The sequence below is a fragment of the Ruegeria sp. CF3 genome (assembly GCF_056537365.1).
Window position 1 is genome coordinate 480,135 of the sequence record NZ_JBQFRK010000003.1, and the last position, 18,534, is coordinate 498,668.

The following is an 18,534-nucleotide window of genomic DNA, read 5'->3' on the forward strand; positions in this document are numbered from 1 at the left end:
GCGATGAACGACGTGGCACGCACCGATGAAGGCGGTCTTTGGTACTCTGAGGTTCCGCGCTCGATCACCAAATTCATCGTGATTGGCTTTATCATGCTTATTGTCTGTTTTGGCGGCTTTGGCGTCTGGTCCTTCCGTGCACCTCTGGCCGCTGCAGTCATCGCGCAAGGCAGCTTTGTCGCGACCGGTCGCAACAAGATCGTGCAGCATTTGGAAGGCGGTATCATCGAGAACATACTGGTCTCGGAAGGAGAATCTGTTCAAGCCGGACAGATCATGATGACTTTGGATCAGACCTCGGCCGAGGCGAGTGAACGCGAATTGTTCATTCGCAAACTTCGCCTTCAGGCCATGACCGAACGGTTGCTGGCTGAGCATAGCGAACAGGAAACCCTCGTGTTTTCGCCCGGATTGATCGAAGCATCGGACGACGTCGAGGTCATGACGATCCTCGACAATCAGAAACTCAGCTTTGATGTATCGCGAAAGACGCTGCTGAACGATATTGCTTTGCTGCAGCGCAACATGGAGGCGTTGAAAATTCGTGCGTCAGGATTTGAAGCACAATTGGTCAGCATGGAAAGGCGATCAGAGATTCTCGAGGAAGAATACGAGACCAAATATTCGTTGTTTGAAAAAGGATTAGTGCGCAAAGGTGATCTGAATACGATCCGCCGGGTGCAGGCCGAAGCCGAAGGTCAACTGGCGCGTTTGCGCGCAGAAACGGCTGAGGTAAACCAGATGCTGCTGAAGTATGAAGAGCAGATTCTGCGCACCCGCTCAGCCTACCGCGAGGCTGCGCTGGACGAGTTGGGCGTTATTGAAGCCGATCTTGAAAGTGTGCGTGAAAAAGCCCGTCAGGCCCGTAGCGTTCTGGCCCGTGCCGTTGTGCGTGCACCGGTGACAGGCACAGTGGTGCGACTTCATCACCACACGCCGGGCGGGGTGATCGAAACTGGCGAACAGATTGCTGAGATTCTGCCCGCCGATGCACCGCTAATCATCGAGGCGCAGATCCCGCGTACCGAGATCGACAGCGTGGTCACCGGGCAGATCGCGACGGTGCGCCTAGTCGCGCTCAATCAACGGACAACCCCAGTGCTTGAGGGCGAGGTCTATTACGTCTCGGCTGACTCGCTTGTCGAGGATTCTGCCGGTATGCCGCAAGAGGTCTATCTGGCGCGCATTTCTCTGACCACGGAAGAGATGGGGCGCGTGCGGGGCTTCGTGCCGACACCCGGAATGCCCGCCGAGATCATGATCCAGACCGAGGAACGCACCTTTGCGGCCTATATCGCCAAGCCAGTGGTTGACAGTATGTCGCGTGCTTTCCGCGAACATTAAGCGTCTGAACGTCTACACCTTCAATTTTCTGCATGTTAGCCTTTCACGGATTCATTTCCTGGAGGGGTGCAAATGCCATTGACGGTCAAAGACATGATGCAAGCTGCGAACGCGGTGGTTGAACGTATCGATGCCAGCCGGGCGAAAGAACTGATCGGGCAGGGTGCCTTGTTGTTGGATATTCGCGATGCGCCTGAACTGGAAAGGACAGGGCGCGCGGTCGGTGCGCATCATATCCCGCGCGGTATGCTGGAGTTTCGGGCCGATCCCGAGCTGCCTTCCCATGACGCGGAACTGCGCAAGGACCGGGTGATCATCCTGCATTGTGCATCTGGTGGCAGGGCGGCGCTGGCTGGAAAACTGCTCAAGGATATGGGGTATTTACACGTCTATAATCTGGGCGGGTTTGCGGATTGGGTGAATGGCGGCGGCGAGGCGACCGGGCCCATGGATCGCGGGATGTAGCTACATATCTGACCCAAATCAAAGTCACACATATTCCGTTGCTGTAATGTAAAGGCCAGAAGCTTAAACACAGGATACTGGCCATGATACGCCTAGCAGCCACGCTTTATTCTTTGATCGCCACAGCCATCGCGGGTTCTGCCGTGATTGCGGTCCTAGCGGTTGGAATGGTGACCTGGATGGCCATCGTTTCCGCCGCAGCAGCAGGGGCGGTTGTTGCCGCGCCGGTGTCGTGGCTGGTGGCAAAACGCCTGTATCAAGGCGCTTGATTAAGCGTTCAAGAAGGTCCTGACTGCAGCTTCGAATTCGCGGGGTTTCTCGGCGTGCAGCCAGTGCCCCGCACCGGGAATTTTGGCGAAGCGAGCTGAAGGAAACAGGGTGCGAATTTGCTCTCGGTATTCGGGCTGAACATAATCTGATGCTGCGCCAGACAGGAACAGAGCGGGGCCGTCCCAATGGGTCGAAATCTCGGGGAAGCCCATGATCTTTGGCATTTCGCTGGCCAGTACATCTAGGTTCAGCCGCCACCGGCCTCCCTCAACATCCAAAGACTGCGTAAAAAAGCTCTGCAGCGCCTTTTCGACGCCCAGATCGGCCAGCTGTGCTTCGGCATCTGAACGACGCTGAACGCGGGACATATCGACCGCCCGCATTGCCTCGATGAATTGAATCTGGCTGTGGCTGTATGCCACTGGTGCGATGTCGGCGACGATCAGCTTGCGCACCAGATTGCCATATTCCAGCGCCAGCACCATCGAAGCTTTTCCACCCATGGAATGCCCGACGATATCGGCGATGCCGCCAACGCTGTCGATGACCTTGGCCAGATCATGCGCCAAATCTGTGTAGCCATGCTGAGCATCCCAAAAGCTGTAGGCGTGATTGCGCATATCGACGGCGATCACCTGTCTTTCGTTCGACAGTCGCCGTGCAATGACTCCCCAGTTGCGCGCCGAACCATAGAGGCCATGCGCTATCAGCAGGGGCGGATGATCGGTCGGGTCGCCATGGATGATCGTATTCAGCATGCTTCTGTGATACGCGTCACCGCGCGGAACAACCAGCCCCATTGTCGCCGGTGTGACGCGCGGCTAAATTGTCCCGTCAGGAGGCGCCAATGACGCAGGAAATCGATATCCAGACCCGGATCGCAGAGACCATTCGGTTGCTGCGTAAAAAGCTTGGCGTGAAAGACAAGACCCTGATTGCCTCGGTCCGGCGCGCAAAGCGGCGTTTGCCGCGCAAGGTCTATAAACAGGCCTTGGTTCTGGCAGAGGCCGAGCAGATGGCCGAGCATCCCAAACTGCGGATGGTTTTGGATATGCCCCGGCTCGAAAAAGCGTCGGACGAGGTGCAAGGCCACCTGAACGCGATCAATCTGGCAGATCGACGTTGGGGATGGTTCCTGAGCTTTCTTGGTTCGCTTGCGTTGGGCCTGATCGTGTTGGCGGCGTTGGCTGTGTTCGTACTACGATGGCGCGGGTATATCTGACCGCTGCACGCCTCAAAGAAAAACGGCGCCGATCAGGGCGCCGTTTTCTGTTCTAAGATCCGTATTGGATCAGAGATTCGGATAAAGCGGGTAGCGCGCGCAAAGTTCGGCGACTTCGGCTTTAACTTTGGCTTCGACCGCACCGTTTCCGTCTTCGCCATTTGCGGCCAGACCGTCGACCACTTCGATGATCCAGTCTGCGATCTGGCGGAACTCGGCCTCACCAAAACCGCGGGTGGTTCCAGCGGGCGAGCCCAGACGGATACCGCTGGTGATCGTCGGCTTTTCGGGGTCGAACGGCACACCGTTCTTGTTGCAGGTGATATGTGCCCGGCCCAAAGCTTTCTCGGTTGCGTTGCCTTTAACGCCTTTGGGGCGCAGGTCGACAAGAACCACATGGGTATCGGTGCCGTGGGTCACAGTGTCCAGGCCACCCTTGATCAGCTGATCTGAAAGGGCCTGCGCATTCACAACGACCTGCTTGATATAGTCCTTGAACTCAGGACGCAGTGCCTCGCCAAAGGCAACGGCCTTGCCAGCAATCACATGCATCAGCGGGCCACCCTGAATGCCTGGGAAGATCGCCGAGTTTACCTTTTTGGCAATCGCTTCATCATTGGTCAGGATCATGCCGCCGCGCGGGCCGCGCAGGGTTTTATGCGTGGTGGTGGTGGCCACATGCGCATGCGGGAAGGGCGAAGGGTGCGCGCCTGCGGCAACCAGACCGGCGATATGGGCCATGTCCACATGCAGATAGGCGCCGACCATATCGGCGATTTCACGCATGCGGGCAAAATCGATGACGCGCGGGATGGCCGAGCCTCCGGCGATGATCAGCTTGGGGTTATGTTCCTTTGCCAGCGCTTCAATCTGATCATAGTCGATCAGGTTGTCCTGCTTGCGCACGCCATAATGTACCGCGTTGAACCACTTGCCCGACTGGTTCGGCGCCGCACCATGGGTCAGGTGACCACCTGCATCCAGCGACATTCCTAGAATGGTGTCACCGGGCTTGATCAGCGCCTGAAATACACCTTGGTTCGCCTGCGATCCCGAATTCGGTTGGACGTTGGCAAACTCACACCCAAACAAATGCTTGGCACGGTCGATAGCCAGGTTCTCGGCAATGTCGACGAACTGACAACCGCCATAGTACCGGCGGCCCGGATAACCTTCGGCATATTTGTTGGTCATGACCGAGCCCTGCGCCTCCATCACGGCGACAGAGACGATGTTCTCCGAGGCGATCAGTTCGATCTCGTCGCGCTGGCGGCCCAATTCAGATGTGATCGAGCCGAACAGCTCGGGGTCACGATCCGCGAGGGACTGGGTGAAAAATCCGTTGTCACGAAGATTGGCGTTCATGTGCGCTCCGCATGGCTGGGGTGTATCTGGCGGATTTCCTATCGGAAACGACGTGTGTCAGAAAGGTTGTAAAGCGACGAAATGGCCCTCTATGGCGTCAACTCTGGCCTATTGCGGAAAGGTATGTTTGTTTCGGAACCAAATGTGCAGCACTGGAAACTATAAAACATGACAAAGAGAATCGCCTTTCTGGCCAGCGATGCCAAGGTTGCGCAGACCGCCCGGGATGCGCTTGTGGCGCGCTACGGAAATGCAGCGCCGAGAGACGCAGATGTTGTGGTGGCGCTGGGTGGTGATGGCTTCATGCTTCAGACGCTGCAGGGCGTCCAGCATTTGGACAAGCCGGTTTATGGAATGAATCGCGGTACCATCGGGTTTCTGATGAACGAATATGCCGAAGTTGATCTGATGGCCCGGCTAGCAGAGGCAGAGGAAGAAGTCATCAATCCATTGGCGATGACTGCAATGGACCAGGCGGGCCAAAAGCACCAAGCACTTGCAATCAACGAGATTTCGCTGCTTCGTGCGGGGCCGCAGGCAGCGCGGTTGCGGATCAGCGTTGATGGGCGGGTACGCATGGCCGAACTCGTGTGTGATGGTGCATTGCTTGCCACGCCGGCGGGTTCAACCGCATATAACTATTCCGCTCACGGACCCATTGTACCCATTGGCGCGGACGTTCTGGCATTGACGCCAATCGCCGCGTTTCGCCCCCGGCGGTGGCGTGGCGCCTTGCTGCCGAAAGTTGCGAAAGTCAGATTCGATGTGATCGAGGCTGACAAACGCCCGGTTATCGTTGCGGCCGATTCCATATCGTTTCCGGATATCGATTGGGTCGAGATCAGGTCTGAGATTGCGATCCAGCATCGTATTCTATTTGACCCTGGCCACGGCCTGGAAGAACGATTGATCTCCGAACAATTTACTTAAATCTCAGCGTGTTGATCATTTTTCCACCGCTTGTGTGAACCAGTTCACATGCAACGCGATAAGGGTTTGTTAACTTCAAGTTGCCCGGAGAACACGCCGAGGTGGAAGTGAGTGGCCATCTAAAGGTGTTTTCGAATGATTGCGCAGTTTTCGCGCTGGCGAGGGTGGGTGGTGCTACGCTCGTCATCTTAATCCGGGCATATTTTAGTATGCGGACCCCGGGACAAAATCCCGGGGTCTATTTCATTTGTGAGGCCTGAGTGACTATGTCTCAGGTTTGCGCGCTCATTCGATCCCACAGAATCGGAGCCATCTGCCCCACACGCGCTTCGATCGCGACCGCTGCATCCACCGCCATATCCTCACGCCAGCGTCGAGCAGCAATCTGAACATTGATCGGTTGCGGCCCATTCGGCAATTCGGCCAAGCGTGCGGGAACGCTGGCGGCGGGCAGCCCGAGGAAATTCATCGCATAAGAATAGACCGCGCATCCTAACACCTCATGAACGCCTTCCGCACCTTCGGTATCGCGATCAGGTCTGAAGAACGGTTGCGGCAGGAATGGAGACAGGACCAAAGGATATTTCTGCATGAATAGCGACCATTGGCGCGCAAAATGGCTGCGTTGCGCCAACGCCTGAATCAGTTCGTCGCCTACGATCGGAGGAAACTCCTGAAAATAAACCTCGAAAATATCACGGATGGTTTGAGACCCGGCTGCCTCGATATCGTTTTTCATCAACGTCAGCACTTCACCCATCAGCGCGCGATAGCCGATGCGCCCGCATTCGAACACATCCGGCGGATCAATGTCTTCAACTATATATCCGGCATCTACCAGCGCCTCCCGAGCGGTACTTAGCGCTTTGTCCACTTCGGGGTGCAAAGCGTATTCGAACGTATTTTTGGTGAACGCAACTTTGATTGGGATATCCGGCCCCGCGCCGCGCCAAGGCATTGGCACATGGAAGGGGTCGCGGGCGTCCGGGGCGATCAGGCTGGGCATCGAAAGGTGCAGGTCCTTTGCGCTTCTTGTGATCAAGCCCTGTACCGACATCGATTGTGCCAGCATCCCGCGTTCTGCATTCTGGCTGGGGTTCCAGGCCGGTACGCGGCCCAGCCCCGGTTTCACTGTAACCGCACCATTGGCTGCAGCAGGGAACCGCAAGCTACCTCCGATATCGTTGCCATGCGCCAGTGCGCCGATGCCCGCCATGACTGCAGCCCCCGCGCCCCCGGACGACCCACCCGGCGAGATATGGCGCCCCCAAGGATTGTGCGTGCGCCCATGAAGTGGATTATCCGTGTCAGCGCGGAACGAGAATTCGGGCGTATTGGTCCGCCCGATGACAATGGCCCCCGCCTTATGCAAGTTTGAAACCACCGGTGCGTCATCAGGGGCAATGACATCCTTCAAGGCAACCACACCATTTGTGGTGGCATGGTTCTTCTGGTCGACATTCACTTTGATGGTCACGGGTACCCCGTGCAGCGGTCCAACCGAGGCACCATTGCGGCGCGCCTGATCAAGCGCAGATGCACGCTCTAACGCTTCTGTGCCCAGATCGTCCACGACAGCATTCAGCGAGGGATTTACCTGATGCATCCGCTCCAATGCATCACTGATCACCTCTTCTGCGCTCAACTCGCCAGCTTGGGTCAGCGCAGCCAATTCTGTTGCATCAAAACGCCAGATATCGCCCTGTGTCATGCTCGTCCTCCCCACCTCAAACTGAGGTGAGGAGGACCCAATGACAAGCCCCGCAATCGCAAAACGGATCCAACCTTCATCTGGCCAAAAATATCTCGGAGCGCGAGGCAGAGCCTCGCACACGCGCGACAGCGCAAATCGGTTGCGCCGTAAGGCGCTCCGCTTGATCGTACCGTGAAATTACTGCGCGTAGCCGATAGTTTGCAGGGCCACCGTGATCTCGTCCAGAATTGCTGGGTCATCGATTGTGGCAGGCATTTTATACGCCTTGCCATCCGCGATCGACACCATCGTACCACGTAGGATCTTGCCCGAGCGTGTCTTGGGCAGACGATCCACCACCACGGCTTTCTTGAACGCAGCGACTGGGCCGATTTTGTCACGAACCATCTGGACCACATCGGTTACCACCTCCGCGTGATTCCGGTCGGAACCGGCATTCAGGCACAGGAAACCGACAGGCATCTGACCCTTCAGTTGATCAGAAACCCCAATCACGGCGCATTCTGCCACATCGGGGTGGGCGGCCAACACCTCTTCCATCCCGCCCGTCGAAAGTCGGTGCCCGGCGACGTTGATCACGTCATCGGTACGGGCCATGATATAGAGATACCCATCTTCGTCGATCATGCCCGCATCACCGGTTTCGTAATAGCCGGGAAAATGCTCAAGATAGGATTTTCTGAAGCGCGCCTCGGCATTCCACAGGTTTGGCAATGTGCCTGGCGGAAGCGGGAGCTTGACTGCGATCGCGCCCAACTCGCCCGGTTTCATAGGATGGCCGCCCTCGTCCAGAATCTGAACGTCATAGCCCGGCATAGGTTTGGCAGGTGATCCCAGCTTGACCGGAAGCTCTTCGATTCCGAGCGGGTTGCCAGCGATGGTCCAGCCAGTTTCGGTTTGCCACCAATGATCGATGACCGGAACTTTCAGCGCATCTTGCGCCCAGATGATCGTATCTGGATCAGCCCTCTCTCCTGCAAGATACAGAGCCTTAAGGCAGGATAGATCGTAATTCGCCATCAATTCTGCGCTTGGGTCTTCGCGTTTTACGGCACGAATGGCGGTTGGGGCAGTGAAGAAGCTTTTGACCTTGTGTTCGGATATCACGCGCCAGAAAGTTCCGGCGTCAGGTGTTCCGACGGGCTTGCCCTCAAAAACAATCGTCGTGTTGCCGTGGATCAGCGGGGCATAACAGATATAGGAATGGCCAACGACCCAGCCGACATCCGAAGCCGCCCAGAACACATCTCCCGGATCGACATTGTAGATGTTTTTCATCGTCCAGTTCAGCGCGACCAGATGGCCGGCAGTCGGGCGCACGACGCCTTTGGGCGCACCAGTGGTGCCGGATGTATAGAGGATATAGGCTGGATCATTGCCGCTGACTGGTACACATTCTGCGGGCTCCGTACCGTATTGGAAACCGTGCCAGTTGACGTCGCGCCCCTCGATTAGTTGTGCGACTTCCTGCTCGCGCTGGAATATTACGCAAAATTCGGGTTTGTGGGCGGCCAGATCGATCGCGCCATCCAGCAGAGGTTTGTAGTGCACAACGCGTCCCGGCTCCATCCCGCATGAGGCAGCGATGATCGCCTTGGGTTTCGCATCGTCGATACGTACGGCCAGTTCGTTGCTGGCAAAGCCGCCGAATACCACTGAATGCACTGCTCCAAGCCGGGCGCAAGCCAGCATTGCCTCCAGCGCTTCGGGGATCATAGGCATGTAGATGATGACGCGGTCACCTTTCTCGATACCTTTTGCACGGAGCGCGCCAGCAAGATTAGCAACCCGATTGCGCAACTCGACGTATGAGATTTCGCGTTTGGTATGAGTAATGGGGCTGTCATAGATGATCGCGGTTTGCTCACCACGACCATTTTCCACATGGCGATCAACTGCGTTCCAGCACGTATTTACCTTGGCATCACTGAACCATTCGTAAAGAGGCGCATTGTCGTCAAACAGAGCTTTGCTGGGCGCTTGAACCCAATCGATCCCCTTGGCGGCATCCATCCAGAATGCTTCGGGGTCGTTCTTCCAGCTCTCGTAGACGTCCTGATATGCCATGATGGCCTCCTCCCAAATTCCTTGAGCTATGTGTTAGGCATCGTGGATGTTTCGAGCAAGCGATGCGCATAACGGCGCGTCAGTTTATCGCAAAATCTTTGCAGAACCTTGCAGTTTGGCTTGCAAATTTTTGCAAATCTTCTGATCTGAGCAGACTTCTGAGTGTCATATGTAAGGATTTGCAAATCTGCAAATTTATTACTGCAAATGTGCTGGCGCTAACAGAATCAAACCGGGCACCTAATCTGGTGCCCGGTCATGTTTCGTAATGATATAGGCGCTGGGCTTATCCGTAGTGCGCGACTGGCGTACCTGCGATGGCCGCCATGTTCAGCAGTCCTCTGGCCGTAATCGAAGGCGTTACGATATGCGCCTTGTTTCCCATTCCCATGAGGATTGGACCTACCTCAAGCCCGTCCGCTTTCATCTTCAGGATATTGCGCACACCGCTTGCCGCATCCGCATGGGCGAAGATCAGGACATTTGCAGAGCCTTCCAAACGCGAGTTCGGGAAGATACGTGCACGCAATTCAGGATCCAAAGCCAGATCAAGGTTCATCTCGCCTTCATAGCTGAAGTCGCGTGGCTCGGAATCGAGAATCTCAAGCGCAGCCCGCAGCCGCTTGCCTGATCCCTCGGCCTGATTGCCGAATTGCGATTGCGAACAAAATGCGATCTTGGGTTCCAACCCGAACCGCCGCACGTGACGAGCAGCTCCAATGGTGGATTCGGCAAGTTCTTCTGGTGTCGGCAATTGTCTTACATGCGTGTCTGCAATGAACAGAGGGCCATCTTCCAGAATCATCAGCGAAAGCGCGCCATGCGGGCGCAAATCGCCATCATCCAAAACCTGTTCGACATAGTTAAGATGCCAGCGATACTCACCAAAAGTGCCACAGATCATGCTGTCCGCCTCACCGCGATGCACCATGATTGCTGCAATGGCGGTGTTGTTGGTGCGCATGATGGCCTTGGCCAGATCCGGAGTGACCCCCCGACGCTGCATTATTTGATGGTACGAATTCCAATAATCGTAGTAACGGGGATCGTCCTGAGGGTTCACGATTTGAAAATCCTGCCCCGGTCGTACTGTCAGGCCTAGCCTTTCGCACCGTGCGCTGATCACGTCCGGTCGCCCGATCAGGATCGGGGTTTCCGTGGTTTCTTCCAATATCGCTTGCGCAGCCCTTAAAACACGCTCGTCCTCGCCTTCTGCGAAGACAATTCTACGCGATGCGACGGCTGCGGCTTCGAACACTGGCCGCATCAACAGTGCAGATTTGAACACGGTCTGGTTCAGGCGTTCTTTATAGGCTTCGAGGTCATCAATGGGTCGTTTTGCGACCCCGCTCTTCATAGCCGCCTGTGCAACCGATGACGAAACGACCCCCACTAGGCGCGGGTCAAAGGGTTTTGGGATCAGGTAATCTGGACCAAAAGTCAGCTGCTCACCCTTATAGGCCGCCGCGGCTTCAGCGCTCGTCGTCGCGCGGGCCATGTCGGCGATGCCGTCGACGCAGGCGATCTGCATCTCGTCGTTGATTTCAGTCGCGCCCACGTCCAGGGCACCTCGGAAGATAAACGGGAAGCACAACACGTTGTTCACTTGGTTCGGAAAGTCGCTGCGACCGGTCGCAATGATCGCGTCAGGGGCAACTTCGCGCGCCGCCTGTGGCAGGATTTCCGGAGTTGGGTTGGCCAGCGCAAAGATGATCGGGGTCTTGGCCATCTTCTCGACCATCTCAGGCTTGAGCACATTTGGTCCGCTCAAACCCAGAAACAGATCGGCACCTCCGATCACATCATCCAGAGTGCGCAGATCGGTTTTCTGTGCAAACTGGTCTTTGTGCGGGTTCATATCCTCGGCGCGGCCTTCATAGACCAGCCCGTGAATGTCGCACAGCCAGATATTCTCGCGTTTAACGCCGAGCTTCACCAACATGCTGAGGCAGGCGATCCCGGCAGCACCGCCGCCGGTCGAAACTACTTTGATATCCTCGAAGCTCTTTCCTGCCACATACAGGGCGTTTTTAGCTGCGGCACCAACAACGATTGCCGTGCCGTGCTGATCGTCATGAAACACCGGGATGTTCATCCGTTCCCGGCACAGTTTTTCGACAATAAAACAATCCGGTGCCTTGATATCTTCAAGGTTGATCGCGCCAAATGTGGGCTCCAGAGCACAGACGATATCTGCCAGCTTTTCTGGGTCAGGCTGATCCACCTCGATATCAAAGCAATCGATGCCTGCGAACTTTTTGAACAGGACGGCCTTGCCTTCCATTACCGGTTTCGAGGCCAATGCGCCGATATTCCCAAGGCCCAGAACTGCGGTGCCGTTTGACACAACCGCAACAAGATTGCCGCGGGCGGTGTATTTCTCAGCATTGGCGGCGTTGTCCTTTATCTCAAGACTGGCTTCGGCGACGCCTGGCGAATATGCCCGCGCAAGGTCACGACCATTTGCCATTGGTTTGGTTGTCTTGATCTCAAGCTTTCCGGGCTTTGGATGCGCATGATAGTCAAGCGCGGCCTGCCTCAGGTTCGGTGTGTCAGACATCGGTAATACAACTCCGTTCCAATATTCGTTTGATGGTTAAACTATTTCTCAGCGCTTGGCTATGTCGCCTCGGACCGCAGTCAGAGACAGGCCTCACGGATACGTTAACGAAACGTTGGTTGAGAGTTGCTGCATCGTTTTTATGTACAGCCAATTCCGGGGAACCTGACGGACACCAGAAGCGGCGGACCTTATCATGCGTCATGAAGACAAAGCTTGTGCTAATGCGCAATTTGCCAACCCTTCAATCAGGATTGGTGTCAATCGGAATGTCTTCTTTGTTGTGCTTGTTTCGGCGGTTTCATTTCTTTTTGTGGTTATGATTTGGCCCGAAGCGGCTGCGGCTTTCATCCAGGAAGGCGGGTTGATTGAGACGATATCGGCCACTGCGTTACTGGTTTCCGGGCTGGTCGCGTTGGCGCGTTACCGAGGCGTCTCGCGGCTTTACATCGCGGTGGTCTGCCTGCTGTTGGCCGAGCGCGAATTGGAGGCGGAGGTGTACACAGAAGGCAGCGCGCCTTTCGTGGTGCTAAACTGGGTTGATTTATTGCTTGATGTGACTGCAGTAAGGATCGTTTTGGCTGCGATCGTCATTGGTGGTTTGCTCTGGCATGGGATACCGAACGGAATTAAGGCACTGAAGATCCGCGCGCCTTTTTTGATGATTTTTTTCCTGGCTGGAAGTGTTGCGGTGCTGGCTCAGCTTCTTGAGGAAATCAGCGGATTGTTCGAAGAATACCTTTCGGTTGCGATGGCTGCACGTTTGTTCGTGATGGAAGAAACGCTGGAGATGTACTTTTCGATTGGCATTTTGGCTGCTGTTCTGATCGGATGGCCAAAACCAAAATCCGAAGAGAAACAGAATGACCAGCAATACCGGCGACTCCCTCACGCGCGCTGAAATCCGACTGCCGACGCAGGAACTGCGCAACGATATCCCGTTTTATACCAAGGTACTGGGGATGCGGATGGATATGATCTATCCGGCAGATGACCCTCGGGTTGCCGTGTTCTCTGGTCACGGTCTGCGCTTGCGGATCGAGAAAGATGCAGCTGAAGCGGCGGGAACGTTGCGCATTCTGACATCCGATCCAGATGGTTTTGCAGAAGGTCAACGAAGTCTTGTAGCCCCAAACGGCACCCGGATCGAGATTGACGAGTTGAACCCGCCGCTGGTCATGCCGGATACGGTCCACTCTTTTGTTGTCCGTAGGCTCAAGGATCAGGCGCCGTGGATCATTGGACGGGCAGGGATGCATTATCGCGATCTCGTGCCGGACCGGCTGGGCGGATCGATTATCGCCAGCCATATACGTATCCCAGATGGCGGTCCTGTGCCCGATATGGTGCATTTCCACAAAGTCGGATTTCAGCTGATCTTCTGCATCCACGGCTGGGTCGATGTGGTCTACGAAGATCAGGGCGACAAGATGCGCCTGACGGCAGGCGATTGCTTTATTCAGCCGCCTGAAATCCGCCACCGCGTGCTGGAAGCGTCAGACAACGTTCAGGTGATCGAGATTGGTGTCCCAGCCGAGCATGTCACGGAGATTGATCATGAGATGGAACTGCCCACCCCGCATTTCCGTCCGGATCGGGAATGGGATGGGCAGCGGTTCGTTTACAATCAAGCCAATGATGCCGACTGGGTGCCATTCCGCTTGCCCGGTTACATCTGCCGTGACACGACGATTGCCGAGAATACCAAAGGCGTGGCGGGCGTTCAGGTCGTGCGCCGGGGCGAGGGTAACCCTCAATGGGCGAGCCACGACACCGACATACACTTTACCTTCGTGATGACCGGCGAGGTGACTCTTGAGGGTGAAGGGCGCGAGCCCTATCGGTTGGAACAAGGCGATGCCTTCGTCATCCCGCCGGGAATGCGAACACGGCTGTCAGACCCCTCGCAGGATGTGGAACTGCTTGAGGTGACTTTACCGGGGACCTTCAATACGACGTTGGGTTAAGTCCAAGAAGAAGTGGATAATGGCGTCAAGGGGGCTTCAATTCCCCCGTCGCTTTCCAGTAGGGTATGATATTCTGACCAGATGATCAAAAATTGGGATTCGCCATGTCTTTGAAAGATGCAGCTTTGGCCGTTCGGGAAAATGCCCACGCGCCTTATTCGAATTTCAAGGTCGGAGCGGCGATCCGGTCCAGTTCAGGTGTGATCTATTTTGGCTGCAATGTCGAAAATATTGCTTACCCCGAAGGTACGTGCGCCGAGGCCGGGGCAATCGCGGCAATGGTCGCCGCTGGTGAAAAAGAACTGACCGAGGTCTACGTGGTCGCCAGCAGCCCGCAGCCGGTGCCCCCATGTGGTGGATGCCGTCAGAAACTGGCCGAATTCGGCAACGGGGATGTGGTCGTTACAATGGCAACGGTTGATGGTCTGGAAACCAAAACCACGATTGCCGATCTATTGCCCGGTGCGTTCGACGCGTCGCATATGGAGGATGTCTGACTTCATGGATGCGCGCTCGATCATCGCCAAACTTCGCCGTCAGGAGGTGCCAACTGGTGACGAACTAATGTGGTTCGCGCAAGGCCTGGCCGATGGTGGCGTCAGTGACGCGCAGGCCGGGGCCTTTGCGATGGCTGTCTGTATGGGCGGTCTGGGGGCCAATGGGCGGGCTGATCTGACTGTTGCCATGCGCGACAGCGGCGAGGTGCTGACGTGGGATTTGGACGGGCCGGTGGTCGATAAGCATTCGACCGGTGGGGTCGGCGATTGCGTCAGCCTGCTGCTTGCCCCGGCTTTGGCGGAATGCGGGGCGTATGTGCCGATGATCTCGGGGCGTGGTCTGGGCCATACCGGGGGCACTCTGGACAAGCTCGAGGCCATACCGGGAGTGACCACTCAGATCGGTCAGGCGCGACTGACGCAGGTGCTGAAAGACACAGGGGCAGCCATCGTGGGGGCAACGGGCCAGATCGCCCCTGCGGACAAGCGGCTGTATGCGGTGCGCGATGTGACGGCGACGGTGGAGAGCCTTGACCTGATTACGGCATCAATACTGTCCAAGAAGCTGGCGGCGAGCCCGGATGCGTTGGTTCTGGACGTTAAGGTGGGCAGCGGCGCGTTCATGAAGACGCTGGATGAGGCACGCAATTTGGCACAGGCCTTGACCGAAACGGCTAATGCCGCTGGTTGCCGTACATCCGCAGTGATCACCGACATGAGTCAGCCCCTCGCTTCCGCACTTGGCAATGCGCTGGAAGTGGCCGAGGTGATGAAAGCTTTGACCAGCGGGCAGGGATCGCCTTTGGCCGAAATCTCGGCCGAGTTGGGGGGCGTTCTCATGGCGGATGCCGATATGTGCGCTACGGCAGAGGAAGGAAACGCCAGTATAGCCCAAGTGATCCGCGATGGTCGTGCAGCCGAACGGTTCGGACGCATGATGGCTGCCGTGGGTGGACCGGTGCATTTCGTTGACACATGGGATCGGTTTTTGCCGGAGGCCAATGTGATCCGGGAAGTTCACGCTCCGCATGGCGGATATGTCTCGTCCATTGATGGCGAGGCGCTGGGCCTCGCAGTCGTGGCCCTAGGCGGTGGGCGCCAGATCGAGAGCGATGAGATTGATCCGGCGGTTGGCCTGTCGGGCCTTCTGAGGGTCGGAGATAAGGTGACCAAAGGCGCTCCGTTGGCGGTTGTTCATGCGGGGCGAGAAGATGCAGCGCAACGGGCTGCCGCGGTGGTGCTAGATGCCATCACGCTGAGTGACGAACCGGTAGCACAGCCGCCTCAAATCCATGAAAGGATCAGCGCATGAGCCGCGCTTTCCTTGTGGTAATGGACTCGGTTGGTATCGGCGGCGCGCCGGATGCCGATCAGTTTTACAACGGCACCAAACCCGATACAGGCGCGAATACAGTGGCCCACATAGCACAAGCTTGTGCCGAGGGGCGTGCGGAAGAAGGGCGGAGCGGACCGTTGCAACTGCCCAACCTGGATGCCATGGGGCTGGGGGCGGCGACCCGTCTGGCCTCGGGCGCACCGACGCCGGGCCTTGAGGCCGCGCCGACGGGCTTGTGGGGTTGCGCACGTGAATATTCTCCGGGAAAGGATACGCCCTCAGGGCATTGGGAACTGGCGGGTCTACCTGTGCCCTGGGACTGGCGTTATTTCCCGGATCGCCAACCAGCGTTTCCCGAAACGCTAAGCAAGGCTGCCGCCGAGGTAGCGGGGACCGACGGAATATTAGGCGACTGCCATGCCTCGGGGACGACGATCATCTCAGAACTGGGGGCCGAGCATATACGTACCGGCTGGCCGATCTGCTACACGTCTGCCGATAGCGTATTCCAGATTGCCGCCCATGAAGACAGCTTTGGGCTCGACCGCCTGCTGGATATGTGCCGCACCCTTGCGCCGCGATTGCACGAGATGAAAGTGGGCCGCGTTATCGCCCGGCCGTTTGTCGGAACGCCCGAAAAGGGGTTCACCCGGACAACCAACCGCAAGGATTTTGCCATCGTTCCACCTGAACCCGTTCTTACGAATTGGGCACAGGATGCCGGTCGCCGTGTGCATGCGGTGGGCAAGATTGGCGATATATTTTCAATGCAGGGGATCGACACGCTGCGAAAGGGTTCGGACGCAGAGTTGATGCACCACCTTTCGGACCTCGTTGATGAGGCGGAAGAGGGCAGTCTGACATTTGCAAACTTTGTCGAGTTCGACAGTCTGTATGGCCATCGGCGCGATATCAGCGGCTATGCCCGTACGCTGGAATGGTTCGATCGTGAAATTGGCGCGATCCTACAAAAACTGCGCCCCGGTGATCTGATGCTATTGACCGCAGACCACGGCAACGACCCCAGTTGGAGCGGCACTGACCACACCCGTGAACAAGTGCCCGTGCTGATCGCAGGGCAGGGCATGGGCGAGATCGGTCCCGTGAACTTTGCCGATATCGCCGCCAGTATCGCGCACCACCTGAACATACCGGTGCAAGGGCCGGGAAGGACTTTTATATGACAGTCGCTGACCTGCCTAAGATCGAATTACATTTGCACCATGAAGGCGCCGCTCCGCCTAGCTTCATACGCCAACTGGCCCATGAGAAACGAGTGGACCTGAGCGGGATATTCAAACCCGACGGCTCTTATGATTTCCGCGACTTTGCCCATTTCCTTAGCGTTTATGAGGCTGCGTGCGAGGTGCTGAAAACACCTGAAGATTTCCGCCGCCTGACGCTGGCCATTCTGGAAGAGAGCGCCGCGAATGGTGTGGTGTATTCCGAAACATTCCTTAGCCCGGATTTCTGCGGCGGTGGCGATTTGCATGCATGGAAGGATTACCTGACTGCGATTCAGGACGCCGCAGACGAGGCCGAGCGCAAATTCGGGATCACCCTGCGTGGTGTCATCACTTGCGTGCGCCATTTTGGACCCGAGCAAGCCAAGGCCAGCGCCCATTGTGCGGCTGAAACCGCAGGTGACTGGATTACCGGATTTGGTATGGGCGGCAACGAATCCGTCGGAACGCAGGGCGATTTCAAATGGGCCTTTGACTGCGCGCGCGAGGCTGGGTTGCGATTGACGACCCATGCCGGTGAATTTGGCGGTCCAGAGAGTGTTCGGGATGCCGTCCGTGATTTGGGGGTCGAGCGCATAGGCCATGGCGTCCGCGCCATCGAAGACCCGGATCTTGTGTACGAGTTAGTTGACCGGGGCATAACGCTTGAGGTCTGCCCGGGTTCAAACGTGGTACTGGGCCTGTTTCCTGATTTTGCCGCACATCCCATCGCGAAATTGCGTGATGCAGGCGTCAACGTCACGGTATCCACTGACGATCCGCCGTTTTTTCATACCACGATGCGGCGCGAGTATGAGATGCTGAATGCAGCGTTCGGCTGGCAAGCCGAAGATTTTGCTGCCCTGAATGAAACAGCCCTGAACGCGGCCTTTTGCGATGAAGAGACCCGCGCGCGGGTCAAGAAAAGACTGGAGACATCATGAGCGATCACCTGACCGTCGTCGACCACCCACTGGTGCAGCACAAATTGACGCTCATGCGGGACAAAGGCACCTCAACCGCTGTGTTCCGGCAGTTGCTGCGCGAAATCACGCTTTTGCTGGCTTATGAGGTCACCCGCGAGATGCCGCTGACCACCCGCCATATCGAAACCCCGATGGAAGAAATGGACGCTCCCATTCTGGCGGGCAAGAAATTGGCGCTGGTATCGATCCTGCGGGCCGGAAATGGGATGCTGGACGGCGTGCTGGAGCTTATTCCCTCTGCCCGAGTGGGGTTCGTGGGGCTTTATCGGGATGAAGAGACGCTGAAGCCGGTCCAATACTATTTCAAAGCTCCCGAGGGTTTGACGGACCGTTTGGTCATTGCTGTTGATCCGATGCTGGCAACCGGCAACAGCTCGGCTGCGGCCATTGATTTGCTGAAAGAGCAGGGGGCGAAAGATATCCGCTTTCTATGCCTGCTGGCTGCCCCCGAGGGCGTCGCGCGCATGAAAGAGGCGCACCCAGATGTCAAAATCGTCACGGCCGCGCTGGATCGTGAGCTGAACTCAAAGGGTTACATTATGCCTGGACTAGGTGACGCTGGCGACCGGATGTTCGGGACCAAATAGG

The 18,534-nt window shown here is 56.9% G+C and carries 17 protein-coding genes; 12 read left to right on the forward strand and 5 right to left on the reverse strand.

All coding sequences use genetic code 11. From position 1 onward, the window contains the following. Positions 1 to 3 precede the first annotated feature (3 nt). The 3 genes from ACR0KC_RS13975 to ACR0KC_RS13985 all read left to right on the forward strand — a co-directional run bounded on the left by ACR0KC_RS13975 (position 4) and on the right by ACR0KC_RS13985 (position 2,078). Positions 4 to 1,344 (forward strand): HlyD family type I secretion periplasmic adaptor subunit, encoded by a 1,341-nt coding sequence (locus tag ACR0KC_RS13975; protein ID WP_170391969.1) that lies wholly within the window; start codon positions 4 to 6, stop codon positions 1,342 to 1,344. Positions 1,345 to 1,416: 72 nt separating this feature from the next. After that, positions 1,417 to 1,809: a rhodanese-like domain-containing protein gene (locus ACR0KC_RS13980; RefSeq protein WP_480771968.1), complete on the forward strand. Its 393-nt coding sequence runs from the start codon at positions 1,417 to 1,419 to the stop codon at positions 1,807 to 1,809. Positions 1,810 to 1,892: 83 nt separating this feature from the next. Next, the gene (locus ACR0KC_RS13985) at positions 1,893 to 2,078 is read left to right on the forward strand and encodes a hypothetical protein (protein ID WP_170391965.1); all 186 of its coding nucleotides are present in this window, start codon (positions 1,893 to 1,895) and stop codon (positions 2,076 to 2,078) included. Here ACR0KC_RS13985 and ACR0KC_RS13990 read toward each other — a convergent pair whose 3' ends face one another. Continuing rightward, on the reverse strand, positions 2,079 to 2,837 hold the full coding sequence (locus tag ACR0KC_RS13990; RefSeq protein ID WP_170512263.1) for an alpha/beta fold hydrolase: 759 nt from the start codon (positions 2,835 to 2,837) through the stop codon (positions 2,079 to 2,081). Between the two features lie 89 nt (positions 2,838 to 2,926). Between ACR0KC_RS13990 and ACR0KC_RS13995 the strand changes: the two genes are divergently transcribed. After that, positions 2,927 to 3,301, forward strand: coding sequence for a hypothetical protein (locus ACR0KC_RS13995; protein WP_170391953.1), 375 nt, complete (start codon positions 2,927 to 2,929; stop codon positions 3,299 to 3,301). Between the two features lie 69 nt (positions 3,302 to 3,370). Here the strand turns inward: ACR0KC_RS13995 and glyA are convergent, their stop codons facing one another. Next, positions 3,371 to 4,666 (reverse strand): serine hydroxymethyltransferase, encoded by a 1,296-nt coding sequence (gene glyA / locus ACR0KC_RS14000; RefSeq protein ID WP_480706682.1) that lies wholly within the window; start codon positions 4,664 to 4,666, stop codon positions 3,371 to 3,373. A 168-nt stretch (positions 4,667 to 4,834) separates the two neighbouring features. Here glyA and ACR0KC_RS14005 point away from each other — a divergent pair, with 168 nt between their 5' ends. Next, positions 4,835 to 5,596, forward strand: a complete 762-nt coding sequence (locus ACR0KC_RS14005) for an NAD kinase (RefSeq protein ID WP_170391948.1) — start codon at positions 4,835 to 4,837, stop codon at positions 5,594 to 5,596. Positions 5,597 to 5,867: 271 nt separating this feature from the next. On the opposite strand, the gene ACR0KC_RS14010 is transcribed toward ACR0KC_RS14005, so the two are convergent. The 3 genes from ACR0KC_RS14010 to ACR0KC_RS14020 all read right to left on the reverse strand — a co-directional run bounded on the left by ACR0KC_RS14010 (position 5,868) and on the right by ACR0KC_RS14020 (position 11,937). Next, positions 5,868 to 7,307 (reverse strand): amidase family protein, encoded by a 1,440-nt coding sequence (locus tag ACR0KC_RS14010; protein WP_480706680.1) that lies wholly within the window; start codon positions 7,305 to 7,307, stop codon positions 5,868 to 5,870. A 180-nt stretch (positions 7,308 to 7,487) separates the two neighbouring features. Beyond that, entirely contained in the window at positions 7,488 to 9,377 is a 1,890-nt protein-coding gene (gene prpE / locus ACR0KC_RS14015) for a propionate-CoA ligase PrpE (protein WP_480706678.1), read from the reverse strand. A gap of 286 nt (positions 9,378 to 9,663) precedes the next feature. Continuing rightward, positions 9,664 to 11,937 (reverse strand): NADP-dependent malic enzyme, encoded by a 2,274-nt coding sequence (locus ACR0KC_RS14020; RefSeq protein ID WP_480706676.1) that lies wholly within the window; start codon positions 11,935 to 11,937, stop codon positions 9,664 to 9,666. A gap of 196 nt (positions 11,938 to 12,133) precedes the next feature. Here ACR0KC_RS14020 and ACR0KC_RS14025 point away from each other — a divergent pair, with 196 nt between their 5' ends. The 7 genes from ACR0KC_RS14025 (at position 12,134) to upp (ending at position 18,533) form a co-directional block, all read left to right on the forward strand. Then, on the forward strand, positions 12,134 to 12,838 hold the full coding sequence (locus tag ACR0KC_RS14025; protein ID WP_480706674.1) for a hypothetical protein: 705 nt from the start codon (positions 12,134 to 12,136) through the stop codon (positions 12,836 to 12,838). Then, positions 12,801 to 13,904 carry a cupin domain-containing protein gene (locus tag ACR0KC_RS14030; protein WP_480586584.1) on the forward strand — a complete coding sequence of 368 codons (1,104 nt, stop codon included), beginning with the start codon at positions 12,801 to 12,803 and terminating at the stop codon, positions 13,902 to 13,904. Before ACR0KC_RS14025 ends, ACR0KC_RS14030 begins: the two co-directional genes overlap by 38 nt. A gap of 104 nt (positions 13,905 to 14,008) precedes the next feature. After that, positions 14,009 to 14,401, forward strand: coding sequence for a cytidine deaminase (locus tag ACR0KC_RS14035; RefSeq protein WP_170391936.1), 393 nt, complete (start codon positions 14,009 to 14,011; stop codon positions 14,399 to 14,401). Between the two features lie 4 nt (positions 14,402 to 14,405). Beyond that, positions 14,406 to 15,713 carry a thymidine phosphorylase gene (locus ACR0KC_RS14040; RefSeq protein ID WP_480771985.1) on the forward strand — a complete coding sequence of 436 codons (1,308 nt, stop codon included), beginning with the start codon at positions 14,406 to 14,408 and terminating at the stop codon, positions 15,711 to 15,713. Continuing rightward, positions 15,710 to 16,921, forward strand: a complete 1,212-nt coding sequence (locus tag ACR0KC_RS14045) for a phosphopentomutase (RefSeq protein ID WP_480771969.1) — start codon at positions 15,710 to 15,712, stop codon at positions 16,919 to 16,921. Before ACR0KC_RS14040 ends, ACR0KC_RS14045 begins: the two co-directional genes overlap by 4 nt. Continuing rightward, complete coding sequence (locus ACR0KC_RS14050; RefSeq protein WP_170401310.1) at positions 16,918 to 17,904, forward strand: adenosine deaminase; 987 nt, start codon at positions 16,918 to 16,920, stop codon at positions 17,902 to 17,904. Before ACR0KC_RS14045 ends, ACR0KC_RS14050 begins: the two co-directional genes overlap by 4 nt. Next, a complete protein-coding gene (upp, locus tag ACR0KC_RS14055; protein ID WP_170391930.1) occupies positions 17,901 to 18,533 on the forward strand; it encodes a uracil phosphoribosyltransferase in 633 nt (210 codons plus the stop codon). The genes ACR0KC_RS14050 and upp overlap by 4 nt, the downstream gene beginning before the upstream one ends. Position 18,534: the final 1 nt, after the last annotated feature.